The organism is Streptomyces himalayensis subsp. himalayensis (assembly GCF_013778455.1).
Taxonomy (GTDB): Bacteria; Actinomycetota; Actinomycetes; order Streptomycetales; family Streptomycetaceae; genus Streptomyces; species Streptomyces himalayensis.
The window spans coordinates 242,453-258,809 of record NZ_JACEHE010000004.1; the positions used below are offsets into that span (position 1 = coordinate 242,453).

The following is a 16,357-nucleotide window of genomic DNA, read 5'->3' on the forward strand; positions in this document are numbered from 1 at the left end:
AAGCCCCTTGACGCACCAAGCCCTGATCGTGGCCCGGATGGCACCGGGCGCGGCCCCCGACATCGCCAAGGTGTTCGCGGACTCCGACAGCGGCGAGCTGCCGCACCTGGTCGGGGTCACGCGCCGCACCCTCTGGCAGTTCGGTGACGTGTATATGCACCTTGTGGAGGCGGACCGGCCGCCCGGCCCGGCGATCGCCAAGGTGGCGGGCCACCCGGCCTTCCGGGACATCAGCGACCGGCTCTCCGCGTATGTGAGCGCGTACGACCCGGAGACGTGGCGCAGTCCCAAGGACGCGATGGCCCAGCAGTTCTACCTCTGGGAACGGGACGGCTCGGCCTGACGCCCGTACCCGCACGGAAGACACCGTCGCCGGCTCCGCGGACATTCCGCGGAGCCGGCGACGGTGTTCTCCGGTGCAGCGCCGGTCAGCTCGGGACGGTGCATTCGAAGGCGTGCAGATACGGGTTGACCTCCCGGATCTCACCCACCGTCAGACCGGCCTCCTTCATGCGGGTGACCAGGCTTTCCTTGGTGTGCTTGGCTCCGCCGACGTTGAGGAGCAGCAGCAGGTCCATGGACGTGGTGAACTTCATCGACGGGGTGTCGTCGACGATGTTCTCGATGATCACCACCCTGGCGCCGGGTCTGGCCGCCGCCATGACGTTCCGCAGGGTCCTGCGGGTGCTGTCGTCGTCCCACTCGAGGATGTTCTTGATGATGTAGAGATCGGCCTCGACCGGGATGTCCTCCCGGCAGTCGCCGCCGACGATGACAGCCCGGTCCGCGAGGGGACCGCCCTCGCGCAGCCGCGCATCCGCCTTCTCCACCACGCGCGGCAGATCGAGCAGGGTGCCCCGCATGTGCGGGTACTTCTCAAGGAGTCCCGCCACGACGTGCCCCTGGCCGCCGCCGATGTCGGCGACTGTCGACACCCCTGTCATGTCGAGCAGTTCGACGAGGTCCCGCGCCGACTGCATGCTGGATGTGGTCATGGCCCGGTTGAACACATGGGCCGATTCGTGCGCGTCCTCGTGCAGGTAGTCGAAGAACCCCTTGCCGAACAGGTCGTGGAAGACGCTGCCGCCCGACCGCACCGCCTCGTCGAGCCGCGGCCAGGCGGCCCAGGTCCAGGGTTCCGTGCACCACAGGGAGATGAAGCGCAGGCTGTTCGGATCGTCGTCCCGCAGCAGTCGCGACATGGGGGTGTGGACGAACCTGCCGTCCTCGGTCTCGGCGAAGATGCCGTAGCAGGACACAGCCCGCATCAGCCGCCTCAGCGGCCGTGGTTCGACACCCAGCGCGGCCGCCAGTTCCTCCGCGGTGGCGGGCTCGTCCCCCAGCGCGTCGGCGACGCCGAGCTTGGCGGTCGCGCGTACGGCCGCCGCGCAGGCCGCCCCGAAGATCAGCTCCCTCAGCTGCATGGCCGACTGGGGGGCCGTGGCCGGCTGGGGGCGGAGAGTTACCGTGGTCATGTAGCGCCTCGATTCGCTCGGTTCAGCGGGAGCCGGCCGGCCGGTCAGCACAGGCCCGCGGGTTCGGAGACCTCGCACACATTGCCGCTGAAGCGGTTGCCGGTCCCGGTGTCCCGGTTCGCGAGGTCGGCCGTCGTGTTGCCCAGCACCAGGTTGTCGCGGATGACATTGCGCTGGTTGATCGCACCCACGAAGCTCTTGTAGAGCACGATTCCGCCCGAGAAGGTGGACTTGCCCTCGTTGCCGCGGATGATGTTGCCCTCGACGAGCATGTCCTCGGCGCCGGTGAGAACGATGCCCGATCCCTGGATGTACGGCAGGCGGGCTGTCTTCGCGCAGTACTTGTTGTTCGAATAGATCGAGTTGCGCCGGATGGCCATGTCCCCGGCCTGCGGCCGCCCTTCGTCGCCTACGACGAACACCCCGTTGCAGTTCCCGGTGACGCTGTTGTTCGCCACGGTGAGGTTCCGCAGGCGCCTGACCGTGATTCCGATGCGGTTCCGTTGCAGGAGGTTGTACCTGACCACGGTGGACCGAGTGTCCGTGGCCCCGGCCTCGGTGTCGATCGTGTTGGAGAGGAACAGGCCCGACTCGGCGTTGTCCCGGGCGATGTTGCCCCAGAACAGACTCCGCGTGGACCGCTCCTCGGCGATGCCCCACTGGCCGTTCTTCTCGGCGATCACGCCCTGCACCGTCAGCCGGTCGGTCCGTGAGGCCCACAGGGCGTTCTTCTTGAAGCCGGACAGTCTGAGGGAGCGGATGGTGGTGCCCTGGACGGGCTTGGCGTCCGTGCCCAGTACGCACATGCCGTTGCCGGCCGTCGCACAGCGGTTGCCGGCTCCGCTCTTCGGGGGTGTGATCACGGTCCGGCTCCCCGCCCCACGGAGCGTCAGGCCGGACTTGGTGATCAGCACGCTTTCACGGTAGGTGCCGGGTGCGATGACAATGGTGTCCCCCGGCCGGGCGGCATCGACCGCCTTCTGGATGGATTGTCCGGGGAGCACCACGTGACGCGCCGTGGCAGCGGCCGGCGGGGCTGCACCGAGCCCCGAAACCGCGACGGCTGCGACACATCCGAGGTACTTGATCTTTCGAGTCGTCATGAGGCGAAGCTAGATTCCATCAACCCCGTTCGCCACACAGGGTCACCCGTTGAAAGCACTACGTGACCAAATGGCCCAATGCGCTTCCGTATCTCCCCGGGATTTCGGGCTTTCGGGCTCCGTATCGAAGCCTCCTGTCAGGGCTTTGACGGGCCGTCGCCACGCGACGGCGGGCGTCACCTTGGAGGCCTGGCCGGGCGGGCGCGGAACCGTCCGGCCAGAGGCGTGGTGATGACACCACCGGAGTGAACAGCTGATCACCTCCGGGGTGAGCCGACGGGTGGCGCGTCGGTCACCTCCTTACAGTGGGCGCCTCCCTGCACCCAGGGCCTGTGTCGGAAGTGGCGCCTGCCACTTCCGACACAGGCCCTGGTTCCGCGCCGTTCACGGGGGTGAAGACCGTTGCGTATCGCTGTCGTCGGACAGGGCTATGTCGGTCTGACGGGCTCCGTCGCCATGGCGCAACAGGGCCACGACGTCATGGGGATCGAGCGGGACCCGGAGAGGCTGCGTGTGCTCGAGCGCGGCGAGGCGCCCCTGTTCGAACCGGGAGTGGCGGAACAGCTCGCCCTCGCTCTCGCCGGCGGCCGGCTGCGCTTCGCCGCCGAGATGAGCCAAGAGCACCGGCGCGAGCCCTTCGACGCGGTACTGATCGCCGTGGGGACACCGGCAGCACCCGGGGGAGCGGCGGACCTCTCCCATGTCGACGCGGCACTCGAGGACGTGGCGCGCCTGGTCCCCGTACCGTTCGTCGTGCTGAAGTCCACCGTGCCGCCCGGGACCAGCGACGCGCTCGTAGCGCGCCACCCCGAGCTGCGGGACCGCTTCGCGTACAACCCCGAGTTCCTCAACCAGGGCAGCGCCCTGGACGACTGGCTCACCCCGGCCCGGCTGGTCGTCGGCGTCTATTCCGAGCATCATCTCGATGTGCTGCGCCGGCTGTACGGCTCCGTCGCCTGCCCCTGGGTGGTGACCAGTCCCGCCAGCGCGGAGATGACCAAGTACGCCAGCAACGCCTTCCTCGCCACGAAGATCAGCTTCGCCAACGAGCTGGCACGGCTGTGTTCCCTGCCGGGTCTTGACGTCGACGACGTGCTGCGCGGCATGGGCTTCGACCCGCGTATCGGCCATGCGTTCCTGCAGCCCGGGCTCGGCTTCGGCGACTCGTGTCTGCCCAAGGACACCGCCGCGCTCTCCCGTTGGGCCGCCGAGCAGGGAGTCCCGACTCCGCTGCTCGACGCGACCATCCAGGTCAACACCGAACAGCCGCGCGTCGTTGCGCAGATCCTGCAGGAGACGCTGGGCTCGGACCTGGCGCGCTCCGAGATCGCCGTGCTCGGCGTGCGCTACCAGCCCTGGACCGACGATGTGCGTGCGGCGCCCAGCCTCACCGTCATCCCGCATCTCGCGGCGCAGGCGGGGGCCGTACGGGTGTGGGATCCGGCGATCCCCCCGGCCCGGCTCACCGCGTTCTTCCCCGACGCCACGCCCTGCACCGACCTCGAGACGGCGGTGAACGGCGCGAACGCCGTGGTGGTGCTGACCGAATGGCCCGAGGTCATCGAGGCGGACTGGGTCGCGCTGGCGGGTGTCCTCGCCGCCCCGCGTGCCGTGATCGACGGCAAGAACTGCCTGCTGCCCGACCGGATGGCAGCGGCACCCGTGGTCTACCGCAGCATCGGCAACCGGTACCCGCACACGACGAACGTGACGTCACCGCTGACGCCGCAGACGGGGGCGCGAGTCGTCGGCCCGTGAACGGACCGTCAGGACCGACTGCCGAGCCGTCAGGCGTAGAGCGCGGGGCGCTCCACGAGTTCGACCTCCACCCGCCCCCCGTCCGTCTGGGAGCGCACGCCCGCCTCGCAGACCGCCGCCGCCGCGTATCCGTCCCATGTGCTGGGCCCGGTCACCTCGCCGCGCCGCGTGGCGTCCACCCAGGCCTGCACCTCACGGTCGTACGCGTCCTCGAAGCGCTCCACGAAGTCCTGGGCGATGGTGCCGCCCCAGCGGCCGGCCATGTTCGTGACCATGGCGTGGCCGTCGCCGATCCTCGCCGTGCCGCGCTCGCAGACCACCTCGGCCTGCACCTGGTAGCCGAATCCGCAGTTGACGAAGATCTCGACGTCGACGAGTGCACCGCCGTCGGTCTCGAAGATGACGAACTGCGGGTCGTCCAGGCCTTCGGGGGCGTTCTCGGAGGGGGCCGGGCGCAGCACGGTGACGGCGGTGATCTCCTGGCCGAGCAGCCACCGCGTCACGTCCATCTCGTGCACCACGGAGTCGTTGATGAGATTCGCACTGGTGAAACCGGCCGGCGCCGCGGCGTTGCGGTGCCGGTTGTGCAGCATCAGCGGGCGCCCCAGATAGCCGCTGGTGAGCAGCGACCTGAGCTTCATGTACTCGGTGTCGTACCGCCGCATGAAACCGACCTGGATGCGCCGGTGGCCCAGCTTCACCTCGGTCTCCAGCACGCGCAGCGCAGAGGCGGCATCGGGCGTGAGCGGCTTCTCGCACAGTACGGGAAGGTCGTACTCGAGGGCCGTGAGCAGGGCCGCTTCATGGGCGGGCCCCGGCGAGGCGATGAGCACGGCGTCGACGCCGTCCGCCGCCATGGCGGCGGACGGGTCGGTGAACACGGTGCAGCCCTCGATCGCGTTCGCGATCTTCTCGGCCCGCACCTCGTCGACGTCCACGACAGCGGCCACGCGCGCTCCGCTGGTCACCTCGTGGAGGCGGCGTACATGGTCGGCACCCATCTTGCCGGTGCCGACCACAGCAACGCCGAGCGTTCCGCGCTGGGCCATGGCTGTCGTCCCTTCCGGTGGGGTTCCGTCAGGCTCCGCAGGAGCGGAGGAACTTACGGGTGCGCACCGCGATGGGCAGCGGCTGGTCCGGAGGACACGGGTACATGTCCTGCTCGACGATGGCGAAGAGGTCGACCCCCAGGCCCTGCGCCGCCGCCAGCACCGGCTCGAGGGCGGGGACGCCGGCCGGCGGCTCGCACATCACACCGCGCTGGACGGCCGGACCGAAGGGGACCTCGTTCTTGACGACGTCCGCGAGGATCTCCGGGTCGACCTGCTTGAGGTGCAGATAGCCGATGCGCTCGCCGAACGTCTCGATGAGCTTGACGCTGTCGCCGCCGCAGTAGGCGTAGTGCCCCGTGTCGAGGCAGAGGTTGACCAGGTCGGAGTCGGTCGAGTCGAGGAAGCGCTCGACGTGCGTCTCGGTGTCGATGTGGGTGTCGGCGTGCGGGTGCACGACGATGTCCAGGCCGAACCGCTCCCGCACCTCGTGGCCCAGCCGCTCCATGCCCTTCGTCAGGTGCGCCCACTGCTCGCCGGTCAGCTCGGGTGGCTCGATGATCTCGGCGGTCTTGTCGTCCCGCCAGAAGGAGGGGATGACCACGAGGTGCTTGGCGCCCATGGCCTGCGTCAGCCTGGCGACATCGCTGACGTGCTCCCAGGTGGACTCCCAGACCCCGGGCCCCCGGTGCAGCGCCGTGAAGACCGTCCCCGCGGAGACCTTCAGGTTGCGCTTGGTGACCTCGTAGGTGAGCCGGGCCGGGTCGGTCGGCAGATAGCCGTACGGACCCAGCTCGATCCACTCGTATCCGGCCCCTGAGACCTCGTCGAGGAACCTCTCCCAGGGCACCTGCTGGGGGTCGTCGGGGAACCAGACGCCCCAGGAGTCCGGGGCGGAACCCACCCTGATGCGGTCCAGGGGGGCGGGGGCGGAGTTGACGGCAGCCATCGGGACTGTCCTTTCACCCGAGGGGGGCGGGGAGGGGAGGGGCTCAGTGGGACGCCTCGGAGGCTGTCGTGCCTCCGGCTGCGGGGGTCGGTACCTGGAGGTCGGATTCTTCCGGCAGTTCCTCGACGTCGACGCCGCGGACCTGTGCCAGTTCGTGCTTGAGTGCGGCGAGTTCGGCTCCGCCGGCCATGTGGTTGGTGAGTTCTTCGAGGGTGATCTCGCTGCGGGCGGCGGACAGCTCGAGGGTGCCCAGGCGCAGTACGGAGAAGTGGTCGCCGACCATATAGGCGTGGTGGGGATTGTGGGTGATGAAGATGACGCCGAGGCCGCGGTCGCGGGCTGCGGCGATGTACTTCAGCACGACGCCGGACTGTTTGACGCCGAGGGCGGCGGTGGGCTCGTCGAGTATGAGGACGCGGGCGCCGAAGTAGACGGCGCGGGCGATGGCGACGCACTGGCGCTGGCCGCCGGAGAGGGTGCCGATGGGCTGGTCGAGGTCGTCCAGGACGATGCCCATGTTGCGTAGTTCCTCGTCCGCGGTCTTCTTCATCTTCTCGATGTCGAGGCGGCGGACGGGCCAGGGGCCCTTGGTCATCTCGGAGCCGAGGAAGAAGTTCCGCCAGACCGGCATCAGGGGGACGGTGGCGAGGTCCTGGTAGACGGTGGCGATGCCCTTGTCGAGGGCTTCGCGGGGGGTGGTGAAGCGCACCGGCCGGCCGTCGACGAGGAAGTCGCCTTCGGTGTGCTGGTGCAGTCCGGAGATGATTTTGATGAGGGTGGATTTGCCGGCGCCGTTGTCGCCCAGGACGCAGGTGACCTGGCCGGGGTGGACGGCGAGGTCGACGCCGTGGAGGGCGCGGATGTTGCCGTAGGACTTGCCGGCGCCGCGCAGTTCGACGACGGGCGTGCCGTCCTGCGGGGCGCTGTCCTTGAGGACGGCTCCGTCGGGCGTGGCTCCGTTGGTGGTTGTCATGGGATCGGATCACCTCCGGGTCGCCGTGCGGCGGACCCACAGATTGACGAGGGCGGCAACGAGGAGCATCACGCCGAGGAAGGCCTTGAACCAGTCGGGGTTCCAGTTGGCGTAGACGATGCCCTGGGAGACCATGCCGAAGATGAAGGCGCCGATGACGGGGCCGATGGCGGAGCCGTAGCCGCCGGTGAGCAGACAGCCGCCGATGACCGCGGCGATGATGTACAGGAACTCGTTGCCGACGCCCTCGCCGGACTGCACGGTGTTGAACGAGAACAGCAAGTGCATACCGACGAACCAGGCGCCGGCGCCGACGCCCATGAACAGGGCGATCTTCGTGAGGTTGACGGGGACGCCGACCGCGCGGGCGCTGTCCTTGTTGCCGCCGACCGCGAAGATCCAGTTGCCGAACTTGGTGCGCAGCAGCAGCCAGGTCGCGATGGCGGCGAAGACAAGCCAGTAGACGATGGTGATCTTGAAGTTGACGCCGCCGATGCTGAACTCGGACGCGAAGACGCTCTTGGCCTGGTCGAAGCCGTCCATGTCGCTGACGGAGTCGCTGGCGACGTTGCCGGTGAAGATCTTCGTGACGGCGAGGTTGGCGCCCTGCAGGATCAGGAAGGAGCCGAGTGTCACCAGGAAGCTGGGCAGTCCGGTCTTGATCAGCAGGAAGCCGTTGAACGCGCCGACGGCGAGGGAGAAGACCAGCGCGACGATCACGCCGGTCCACACGTTCAGCGACAGCTGGAAGCTGAGGATGGCCGCGGTGAGCGCCGACGTGGTCACCGCGACACCGGCCGACAGGTCGAACTCGCCGCCGATCATCAGCAGGGCCACCGGCAGCGCCATGATGCCCATCACCGAGGCCTGGTAGAGCACGGTGGACAGGGCGCTCGCATCGCGGAAGGAGGGGGCGGCGGCGAAGAAGAAGATGTAGACGCCGACGGCGGCGATCAGCGCGCCGACCTCGGGGCGGGCCAGCAGCCTGCGCCCCAGGGACCGCTGGGCGGTGCGGCCGTCCTTGGGGGCGGCCGGCGAGGCCGGCGACGAGGGACTCGTCGCCGGTGCCGTTGCTTGGGTCATCGTCCTCACCGGGTGCCCTTCGCGGCGAACTCGGCGACGGTGTCGACGTTGCTCTTGTCGACGAACGCCGGACCGGTCAGCACCGGGGCCTCGCCGCCGCCCATGTAGTTGCCGTTGTTCTTGTAGAGCCACAGCGAGTCGACCGCCAGGTAGCCCTGCAGATAGGGCTGCTGGTCCACGGCGAACTCGATGTCGCCGTCCTTGATGGCGCTGGTCAGCTCCTTGTTGAGGTCGAAGGTGGCGACCTTGGCCTCGCTGCCCGCGTCGGAAACCGACTGCACCGCCGTCAGCGCGAACGGAGCACCGAGCGTGACGACCTCGTCGATGGAGCTGTCCTGCTTGAGCTTGGCCGTGATCGTCGACTTCACGGACGGCATGTCGGTGCCGTTGACGTAGAGGTTCTCCGTCTTGCCCTTGAAGGTCTTCTTCACACCCGCGCAGCGCGCCTCCAGGCCGACGTGGCCCTGCTCCTGGATCACACAGACGGCGTTCTTCGCCCCCGTCTCGTTGAGCTTGTTGCCGAGTGCCTCACCGGCGACGCCCTCGTCCTGGCCGAAGTACTCCATCAGGCCCAGGGACTTCCAGTCGTCCACGCCGGAGTTGAGGCCGACCACGGGTATGCCCGCCTTCGTCGCCTTGGCCACGACGTCCTTCATGGCGTCCGGCTTGGCGAGGGTGACCGCGATGCCGTCGACCTTCTGGTCGATGGCGTTCTGGACGAAGTTGGCCTGGGTGCCGGCGTTCGGGTCACTGGAGTAGATCAGCTTGACGTTGTCCTTGGCGGCGGCGGCCTCGGCGCCCTTGCGGACGATGTCCCAGAACGTGTCGCCGGGGGCCTGGTGGGTGACCAGCGCGACCGTCATACGGGGAGTGCTGGCCTTGCCTGCCGAGGCGGTCCCGCTGTCCTCCTCGGCCTGCTTGCCGCCGGAGCTGCTGGAGCATCCTGCGGCGAGGAGCGCTGCAGCCGCGGTTGCGGCGGCGATTGCGGCGTATCTACGGGGACGGCGGCGGGACGTGCGGTCCATCTTCCGGCACCTCACTGTGTGACAGAGGGGGTTGGGGGGTAGCGGCCTGGGCTGGGAGGCCCGGGTCGTTCGTACCGATGACGCGGCTGTTTCGCTGGGATGGGATACAAGCCCGTGGTGCGCCCCACTGTCAATACTTTGTTAAGACATCATTTCACGTTCAGGTTCGAATGTCAGAACAAACTATTGACACCTGCTCGCTGTGAGACCTACACCTATGAGACGCCAGGGGCTACGCCCCGGCAGTGCCGGGTTGCCCCGGACACCTGTACCCCCCTCCTAGGAGCGTCGCGCATGGCTGAATCGTTCGAGCCGTTTGATCTGATCACCATGGGCCGCATCGGCGTTGATATCTACCCCCTGCAGACGGGTGTTCCCCTGCCAGAGGTTGAGACCTTCGGAAAATTCCTCGGCGGTTCGGCGACCAACGTGGCGGTGGCCGCCGCGCGCCGGGGCTGCTCCACCGCGGTGATCAGCCGCACCGGCCGGGACCCCTTCGGCACATACGTCCGCCAGGCGCTCAAGGAGTTCGGCGTCGACGACCGCTGGGTCACACCGGTCGACGCATACCCGACGCCGGTCACCTTCTGCGAGATCTTCCCGCCGGACGACTTCCCGCTGTACTTCTACCGGCAGCCCAAGGCCCCCGACCTGGAGATCAGGACCGAAGAGCTCGACCTCGACGCCATCCGCGCGGCCCGTATCTTCTGGATCACCGGCACCGGGCTGAGCGAGGAGCCCAGCCGCTCCGCCACCCTTGCCGCGCTCGAGGCCCGCGCCAAGTCCGGTATCACCGTCTTCGACCTCGACTGGCGCCCGATGTTCTGGCGCAATCCCGACGAGGCCCGACCCCACTACGCCGAGGCGCTGCGCCACGTCACGGTCGCCGTCGGCAACCTCGACGAGTGCGAGGTCGCCACCGGCGTACGCGAACCGCGTGCCTGCGCCCAGGCGTTGCTGGACGCCGGCGTGGAACTCGCCGTCGTCAAGCAGGGCCCCAAGGGCGTGCTCGCCGTGCACCGCGACGGCACCACGGCCGAGGTCCCGCCCGTGCCCGTCGAGGTCGTCAACGGCCTCGGCGCGGGCGACGCCTTCGGCGGTTCCCTCTGCCACGGTCTGCTCGCCAACTGGGAGCTGGAGAAGGTGATGCGCCATGCCAATGCCGCCGGAGCCATCGTCGCCTCCCGCCTCGCCTGCTCCTCCGCGATGCCGACCTCGGCCGAGGTCGAACAGCTGATCGCGCGCAGCTGACCTCCACCGAACGGAAGAAAGGGAGCCTCCCTTGGCCATCAGCATCCCCGACATCGTCACGATGCGGGCCCGGCAGCCTGAAGCGATCGCCGAAGCGGCAGCCCATCGCACCCGCCGCCCCCTGATCGGGGAGAGCGGCCGCCTCATGATCGTGGCCGCCGACCATCCGGCGCGCGGCGCGCTCGGTGTCGGCGACCGGCGCCTGGCCATGGCCAACCGGGCCGACCTGCTGGAACGGCTCTGCATCGCGCTGTCCAGGCCCGGCGTCGACGGCGTCCTCGCGACCGCCGACATCCTTGAGGACCTGCTGCTCCTGGGCGTCCTGGACAACAAGATCGTCATGGGCTCACTGAACCGCGGCGGTCTGGCCGGGGCCTCGTTCGAGATGGACGACCGCTTCACCGGACACCGCCCCCAGGACATCCAGCGGTTCCGCTTCGACGCGGGGAAGCTCCTGCTGCGCATCGACTACGACGACCCGGGCTCCCTCACCACTCTGCAGTCCACCGCCCGCGCCATAGACGACATGGCCGCGCTCAGGCTGCCCGTCTTCGTGGAGCCGTTCATCTCGCGCCGCGTCGACGGGGCCGTACGCAACGATCTGAGCGCCGAGGCCGTCACCCGGTCCATCGCCATCGCCTCGGGTCTGGCCGGCACGTCCGCTTACACGTGGCTGAAACTGCCCGTCACGGAGGACCCCGACGACATGGCCGAGGTCCTTGAGACCTCCACGCTGCCCGTCGTGCTGCTCGGCGGCGAAGTGGGCAGGGACCAGGAGGGCGCGTACGAGAAGTGGCGCAAGGCGCTGCGGCAGCCCACCGTCCAGGGGCTGGTCGTCGGCCGGTCGCTGCTCTACCCGGCCGAAGGCAGTGTGGAGACCGCGGTGGACACCGCCGTCGGCCTGCTGTGAAGCAATCGCCGGTGGAGAACCCACCGGCTGTTGTGAACTGATCGCCCCTTGTGAACCGATCACCTGTTGTGAACCGATCGCCTGTTGTGAACCGATCGCCCGTCGTGAACGCACCCGGAGGAGCCACATCATGACCGCCGCGCAGCACCGGCAGTACCACCTGCCCACGGGGAAGGCCACGGGCGGCCCGTACACCGTGGACATCAGCCCCGAGACGGCCGGCTGGGGCTACTCCAGCCTGCGCATCCTCGAACTCCCCCCCGGTGGCTCACACACCTTCGCCACCGAGGACAGCGAGTGGATCGTGCTCCCGCTCAGCGGCGGCTGCACCGTGGTCTGCGAGGGCGAGAGCTTTGAACTGCACGGTCGGGAGAGCGTGTTCAGCGGCGTCACCGACTTCGTGTACGCACCGCGCGACAGCCACGCGACCATCGCTTCCGGCGCAGGCGGGCGGTTCGCCCTGACCGGCGCCCGCTGCACCCGCCGCCTGCCCGCCCGCTACGGCCCGGCCTCCGCCGTGCCCGTCGAGCTGCGCGGCACCGGCAACTGCAGCCGCCAGGTGAACAACTTCGGCGCTGCCGCCCCCGCCGGAGGCGATGATGGATACGGTTTCGAGTGCGACAAGCTGATCGCCGTGGAGGTGATCACGCCGGGCGGCAACTGGTCCTCGTTCCCGCCGCACAAGCACGACGAGCACCGCCCGGGCGAGGAGTCCGAACTCGAGGAGATCTACTACTTCGAGATCGCCGACCACGACGGCACCCCCGGCCTCGGCTACCAGCGCGTCTCCCCGTCCGGCCGCGGCCAGGGCACCGACGTACTGGCCGAGGTGCGCGGCGGCGACGTCGTCCTCATCCCGGACGGCTGGCACGGGCCCTCCATGGCCTTGCCCGGCCACGACATGTACTACCTCAACGTCATGGCGGGCCCCGGCGCCGACCGCGACTGGCTGATCTGCGACCACCCCGACCACGCCTGGATCCGCGGCAGCTTGGCGGACCAGCCCGTCGACCCGCGCCTGCCCCTGTACTCCGCCCCGTCCCCCGTTCGTTCAGAGAGCCAGTGAGGTACTGATGAGCCACCCGAGCCAGCCAGTGTGTCGCCTGACCGTCGCCCAGGCGCTGGTGCGGTTCCTGTCCGCGCAGTACACCGAGCGCGACGGCGTCCGGCGCCGGCTGATCGCCGGCACCTGGGGGATCTTCGGCCACGGCAACGTCGCCGGGCTCGGCCAGGCGCTGCTCGAGGCCGGCGAGGAGACCATGCCGTTCCATCAGGGCCGCAACGAGCAGGCCATGGTGCACGCCGCCGTCGGCTACGCCCGCCAGCTCAACCGGCTCTCCGCCCAGGCCGTCACGACCTCCATCGGCCCCGGCGCCACCAACCTGGTGACCGGCGCGGCCCTGGCCACCGTCAACCGCCTCCCGGTCCTGTTGCTGCCCGGCGACTACTTCGCGACCCGCACCGCGGACCCGCTGCTCCAGCAGCTCGAACACCCGGTGTCCGCGGACATCTCGGTCAACGACGCGCTGCGGCCGGTCTCCCGCTACTTCGACAGGATCAACCGGCCCGAGGCGCTGATCCCGTCCTCGCTGAACGCCATGCGGGTGCTCGCCGACCCAGCCGAGACCGGCGCTGTCACCCTCGCCCTGCCGCAGGACGTCCAGGCCGAGGCCTGGGACTGGCCGGAGGAGTTCTTCGCCGAGCGTGTCTGGCACGTACGACGCCCGGCGCCCGATCCCGCGGAGCTCGCCGCCGCGGCCGCGCTCGTACGGGGTGCCCGGAGGCCGCTGATCATCGCGGGTGGCGGCGTCCACCACAGCGAGGCCGAAATTGCTCTCAAGGCGCTGGTGGACGCCACCGGCATTCCCGTCGCCTCCACCCAGGCCGGCAAGGGCTCCCTGCGCCACGACCACCCCGCCGACCTCGGCGGCATCGGCCACACCGGCACCGCGGTCTGCGACGACATCGCTCGCACCGCCGACCTGGTCATCGGCGTCGGCACGCGCTACACAGACTTCACCACCGCCTCGAACACGCTCTTCGCCGAGCCGGGGGTTCGCTTCCTCAACCTCAACATCACGCCCTTCGACGCCCACAAGCTGGCCGCGACGACCGTCGTCGCCGACGCCCGCGCCGCGCTGGAAGCGCTCTCCGACGCGCTGGCCGAGTACCGCGTGGACGCGTCGTACGAGGCCGAGTACGCCGCCGGCAAGGAGCGCTGGGAGCGCGTCGTGGACGCCGCCTACCGGGCCGACGACGACTCCGCCGTCCCCACCCAGACCCAGGTGCTCGGCGTCCTCGACTCCGTCGTCGGCGACGACGACGTGGTCATCAACGCCGCCGGCTCGCTCCCGGGCGACCTGCACAAGCTGTGGCGCGCCCGCTCGCCACGCCAGTACCACCTGGAGTACGGCTACTCCTGCATGGGCTACGAGATCCCCGGCGGCATCGGCGTCCAGCTCGCCGCACCGGACACCCCCGTCTGGTCGCTGGTCGGCGACGGCACGTACCTGATGATGCCCACCGAGATCGTGACCGCCGTGCAGGAGGGCCTGCCGGTCAACATGGTCCTCATCCAGAACCACGGCTACGCCTCCATCGGCGGACTGTCCGAGGCAACCGGCGGCGAGCGCTTCGCCACCGCCTACCGCTACCGCGCCGCCGACGGCACCTTCACCGGCGATCCGCTGCCCGTCGACCTGGCCGCCAACGCCGCCAGCCTCGGCATGGACGTCATTCGCGCCAAGACAGTGGGCGAGCTGCGCGAGGCCCTGACCGCGGCCCGCGCCTCGGACCGGCCGACCTGCGTCTACGTCGAGACCGACACCAGCAACCCCAACGCGCCCGGCGCCGAGGCGTGGTGGGACGTGCCGGTCGCCGAGGTCGCATCCCGCGAGGCGGCCGTCGAAGCCCGCAAGACCTACGACCAGCACGCCGCCGACATCCGCCGCCACCTCTAGCTCCGCTGGAAGTGCCGCGATGTGCCGTCGGCCGTCTGCGGCACCGTCGTGGCTGGTCGCTCCCCCAAGTTCTCGACTGCGCTCGAACAGGGGGGACCCCCATCGCGGCGGAGCCGCATGTCGATACAGCCCCGCGCCCCTTCGGGGGCGCTGCCGAACCGCAGCGGACTTCGCCCGACCTGCGCCATCGGATCCGGCACCACAAGGCCCGGCCGCCCTCGGACCCCCGACCCTCCCGCCCCACGAAAGGCCCCGCAAGAACATGAAGACCATCAACCACTGGATCGGCGGGAAGCCCGTCGAGGGCACGTCCGGCCGCTTCGGCCCCGTGTTCAACCCGGCCACCGGCGCCCAGGAGAAGCAGATCGCCTTCGCCACGGTCGACGAGGTGGACGCCGCCGTCGCCCACGCCAAGGCCGCGTTCGAGAGCTGGGGCACGGCCTCCCTCGCCAAGCGCACCGCCTTCCTGTTCAAGTACCGCGAGCTCCTGGACGCGCACCGCGACGAGATCGCCGCGCTGATCACCGCCGAGCACGGCAAGGTGCACTCGGACGCGCTCGGCGAGGTCGCGCGCGGCATGGAGATCGTGGAGCTGGCCTGCGCCATCCCGGAGAAGCTGAAGGGCGAGCTGTCGACCCAGGTCTCCACCCGGGTCGACGTCGCCTCGATCCGCCAGCCGCTGGGCGTGGTGGCGGGCATCACGCCGTTCAACTTCCCGGCGATGGTGCCGATGTGGATGTTCCCCCTCGCGATCGCCTGCGGCAACACCTTCGTCCTCAAGCCGAGCGAGAAGGACCCCTCGGCCTCGTATCTGCTGGCGGAGCTGGCCTCCCAGGCCGGGCTGCCGGACGGTGTGCTCAACATCGTCCAGGGCGACAAGGTTGCCGTGGACCGGCTCCTCGAGCACCCGGACGTCGCGGCGGTGTCGTTCGTCGGCTCGACGCCGATCGCGAAGTACATCCAGCTCAAGGCCGTCGAACACGGCAAGCGCGTCCAGGCGCTGGGCGGCGCCAAGAACCACATGCTGGTGCTGCCGGACGCCGACCTCGACTTCGCCGCCGACCAGGCCATCAACGCCGCCTACGGATCGGCCGGTGAGCGCTGCATGGCCGTGTCGGTCGTGGTCGCGGTCGGCGACACCGGCGACGAACTCGTCGGGAAGATCGCCGAGCGTGCCAAGGGCCTGAAGATCGGTCCGGGCACGGATCCGTCGAGCGAGATGGGCCCGCTGATCACCCGCGAGCACCGCGACAAGGTGGCCTCGTACGTCACGTCCGCGGCCGAGCAGGGTGCCGAGGTCGTCGTCGACGGCACCGGCTTGCGCGTAGAGGACCACGAGGACGGGTTCTTCCTCGGCGTCTCACTCCTGGACAGGGTGCCGGTCACCGCGGACGCGTACCGGGACGAGATCTTCGGTCCGGTCCTGTGCGTCGTACGGGCGGATACCTACGACGACGCGATCAAGCTGATCAACAGCTCCCGCTGGGGCAACGGCACCGCGATCTTCACGCGGGACGGCGGCGCCGCCCGCCGCTTCCAGCTCGAGGTCCAGGCCGGCATGGTCGGCGTCAACGTCCCCATCCCGGTGCCGGTCGGCTACCACTCCTTCGGCGGCTGGAAGGACTCGCTCTTCGGCGACCACCACATCTACGGCAACGACGGCATCGCCTTCTACACCCAGGGCAAGGTGATCACCACCCGCTGGCCGGACCCCTCCGACGGCGGCATCAACCTCGGCTTCCCCAGCCACTCCTGAGGCCGCGGCGGCGCCGGGCGGCGCACACAGCCGCCCGGCACCCCCGACGGATGCATATTGTCCGG

The 16,357-nt window shown here is 69.5% G+C and carries 14 protein-coding genes; 7 read left to right on the forward strand and 7 right to left on the reverse strand.

Annotated elements, in window-relative coordinates; genetic code table 11:
- Positions 1-7: 7 nt before the first annotated feature.
- Complete coding sequence (locus tag H1D24_RS09375) at positions 8-343, forward strand: TcmI family type II polyketide cyclase (protein ID WP_258563956.1); 336 nt, start codon at positions 8-10, stop codon at positions 341-343.
- Positions 344-428: 85 nt separating this feature from the next.
- On the opposite strand, the gene H1D24_RS09380 is transcribed toward H1D24_RS09375, so the two are convergent.
- Both H1D24_RS09380 and H1D24_RS09385 read right to left on the reverse strand, forming a co-directional pair.
- Entirely contained in the window at positions 429-1,475 is a 1,047-nt protein-coding gene (locus H1D24_RS09380) for a methyltransferase (protein WP_181656948.1), read from the reverse strand.
- 44 nt (positions 1,476-1,519) lie between these two features.
- The gene (locus H1D24_RS09385; RefSeq protein WP_181656949.1) at positions 1,520-2,578 is read right to left on the reverse strand and encodes a right-handed parallel beta-helix repeat-containing protein; all 1,059 of its coding nucleotides are present in this window, start codon (positions 2,576-2,578) and stop codon (positions 1,520-1,522) included.
- A gap of 402 nt (positions 2,579-2,980) precedes the next feature.
- Between H1D24_RS09385 and H1D24_RS09390 the strand changes: the two genes are divergently transcribed.
- Positions 2,981-4,336: a UDP-glucose dehydrogenase family protein gene (locus H1D24_RS09390; RefSeq protein WP_181656950.1), complete on the forward strand. Its 1,356-nt coding sequence runs from the start codon at positions 2,981-2,983 to the stop codon at positions 4,334-4,336.
- 29 nt (positions 4,337-4,365) lie between these two features.
- Here H1D24_RS09390 and H1D24_RS09395 read toward each other — a convergent pair whose 3' ends face one another.
- From H1D24_RS09395 to H1D24_RS09415, 5 genes are read right to left on the reverse strand one after another with little or no spacing between them, the layout of a single operon-like run.
- Positions 4,366-5,385, reverse strand: a complete 1,020-nt coding sequence (locus tag H1D24_RS09395; RefSeq protein ID WP_181656951.1) for a Gfo/Idh/MocA family protein — start codon at positions 5,383-5,385, stop codon at positions 4,366-4,368.
- 28 nt (positions 5,386-5,413) lie between these two features.
- Positions 5,414-6,334 (reverse strand): sugar phosphate isomerase/epimerase family protein, encoded by a 921-nt coding sequence (locus tag H1D24_RS09400; protein ID WP_181656952.1) that lies wholly within the window; start codon positions 6,332-6,334, stop codon positions 5,414-5,416.
- A gap of 43 nt (positions 6,335-6,377) precedes the next feature.
- The gene (locus tag H1D24_RS09405) at positions 6,378-7,307 is read right to left on the reverse strand and encodes an ATP-binding cassette domain-containing protein (RefSeq protein WP_181656953.1); all 930 of its coding nucleotides are present in this window, start codon (positions 7,305-7,307) and stop codon (positions 6,378-6,380) included.
- A gap of 9 nt (positions 7,308-7,316) precedes the next feature.
- Positions 7,317-8,390 (reverse strand): ABC transporter permease, encoded by a 1,074-nt coding sequence (locus tag H1D24_RS09410; RefSeq protein WP_181656954.1) that lies wholly within the window; start codon positions 8,388-8,390, stop codon positions 7,317-7,319.
- Between the two features lie 5 nt (positions 8,391-8,395).
- A complete protein-coding gene (locus H1D24_RS09415; protein ID WP_181656955.1) occupies positions 8,396-9,415 on the reverse strand; it encodes a sugar ABC transporter substrate-binding protein in 1,020 nt (339 codons plus the stop codon).
- Positions 9,416-9,709: 294 nt separating this feature from the next.
- Here H1D24_RS09415 and iolC point away from each other — a divergent pair, with 294 nt between their 5' ends.
- The 5 genes from iolC (at position 9,710) to H1D24_RS09440 (ending at position 16,292) form a co-directional block, all read left to right on the forward strand.
- Positions 9,710-10,666, forward strand: coding sequence for a 5-dehydro-2-deoxygluconokinase (gene iolC, locus H1D24_RS09420; protein WP_181656956.1), 957 nt, complete (start codon positions 9,710-9,712; stop codon positions 10,664-10,666).
- A gap of 31 nt (positions 10,667-10,697) precedes the next feature.
- A complete protein-coding gene (locus tag H1D24_RS09425; protein ID WP_181656957.1) occupies positions 10,698-11,576 on the forward strand; it encodes a Cgl0159 family (beta/alpha)8-fold protein in 879 nt (292 codons plus the stop codon).
- Positions 11,577-11,706: 130 nt separating this feature from the next.
- Positions 11,707-12,642 carry a 5-deoxy-glucuronate isomerase gene (iolB, locus tag H1D24_RS09430; RefSeq protein WP_181656958.1) on the forward strand — a complete coding sequence of 312 codons (936 nt, stop codon included), beginning with the start codon at positions 11,707-11,709 and terminating at the stop codon, positions 12,640-12,642.
- A 7-nt stretch (positions 12,643-12,649) separates the two neighbouring features.
- Positions 12,650-14,536: a 3D-(3,5/4)-trihydroxycyclohexane-1,2-dione acylhydrolase (decyclizing) gene (gene iolD, locus H1D24_RS09435; protein WP_181656959.1), complete on the forward strand. Its 1,887-nt coding sequence runs from the start codon at positions 12,650-12,652 to the stop codon at positions 14,534-14,536.
- Between the two features lie 262 nt (positions 14,537-14,798).
- On the forward strand, positions 14,799-16,292 hold the full coding sequence (locus H1D24_RS09440) for a CoA-acylating methylmalonate-semialdehyde dehydrogenase (protein ID WP_181656960.1): 1,494 nt from the start codon (positions 14,799-14,801) through the stop codon (positions 16,290-16,292).
- Positions 16,293-16,357: the final 65 nt, after the last annotated feature.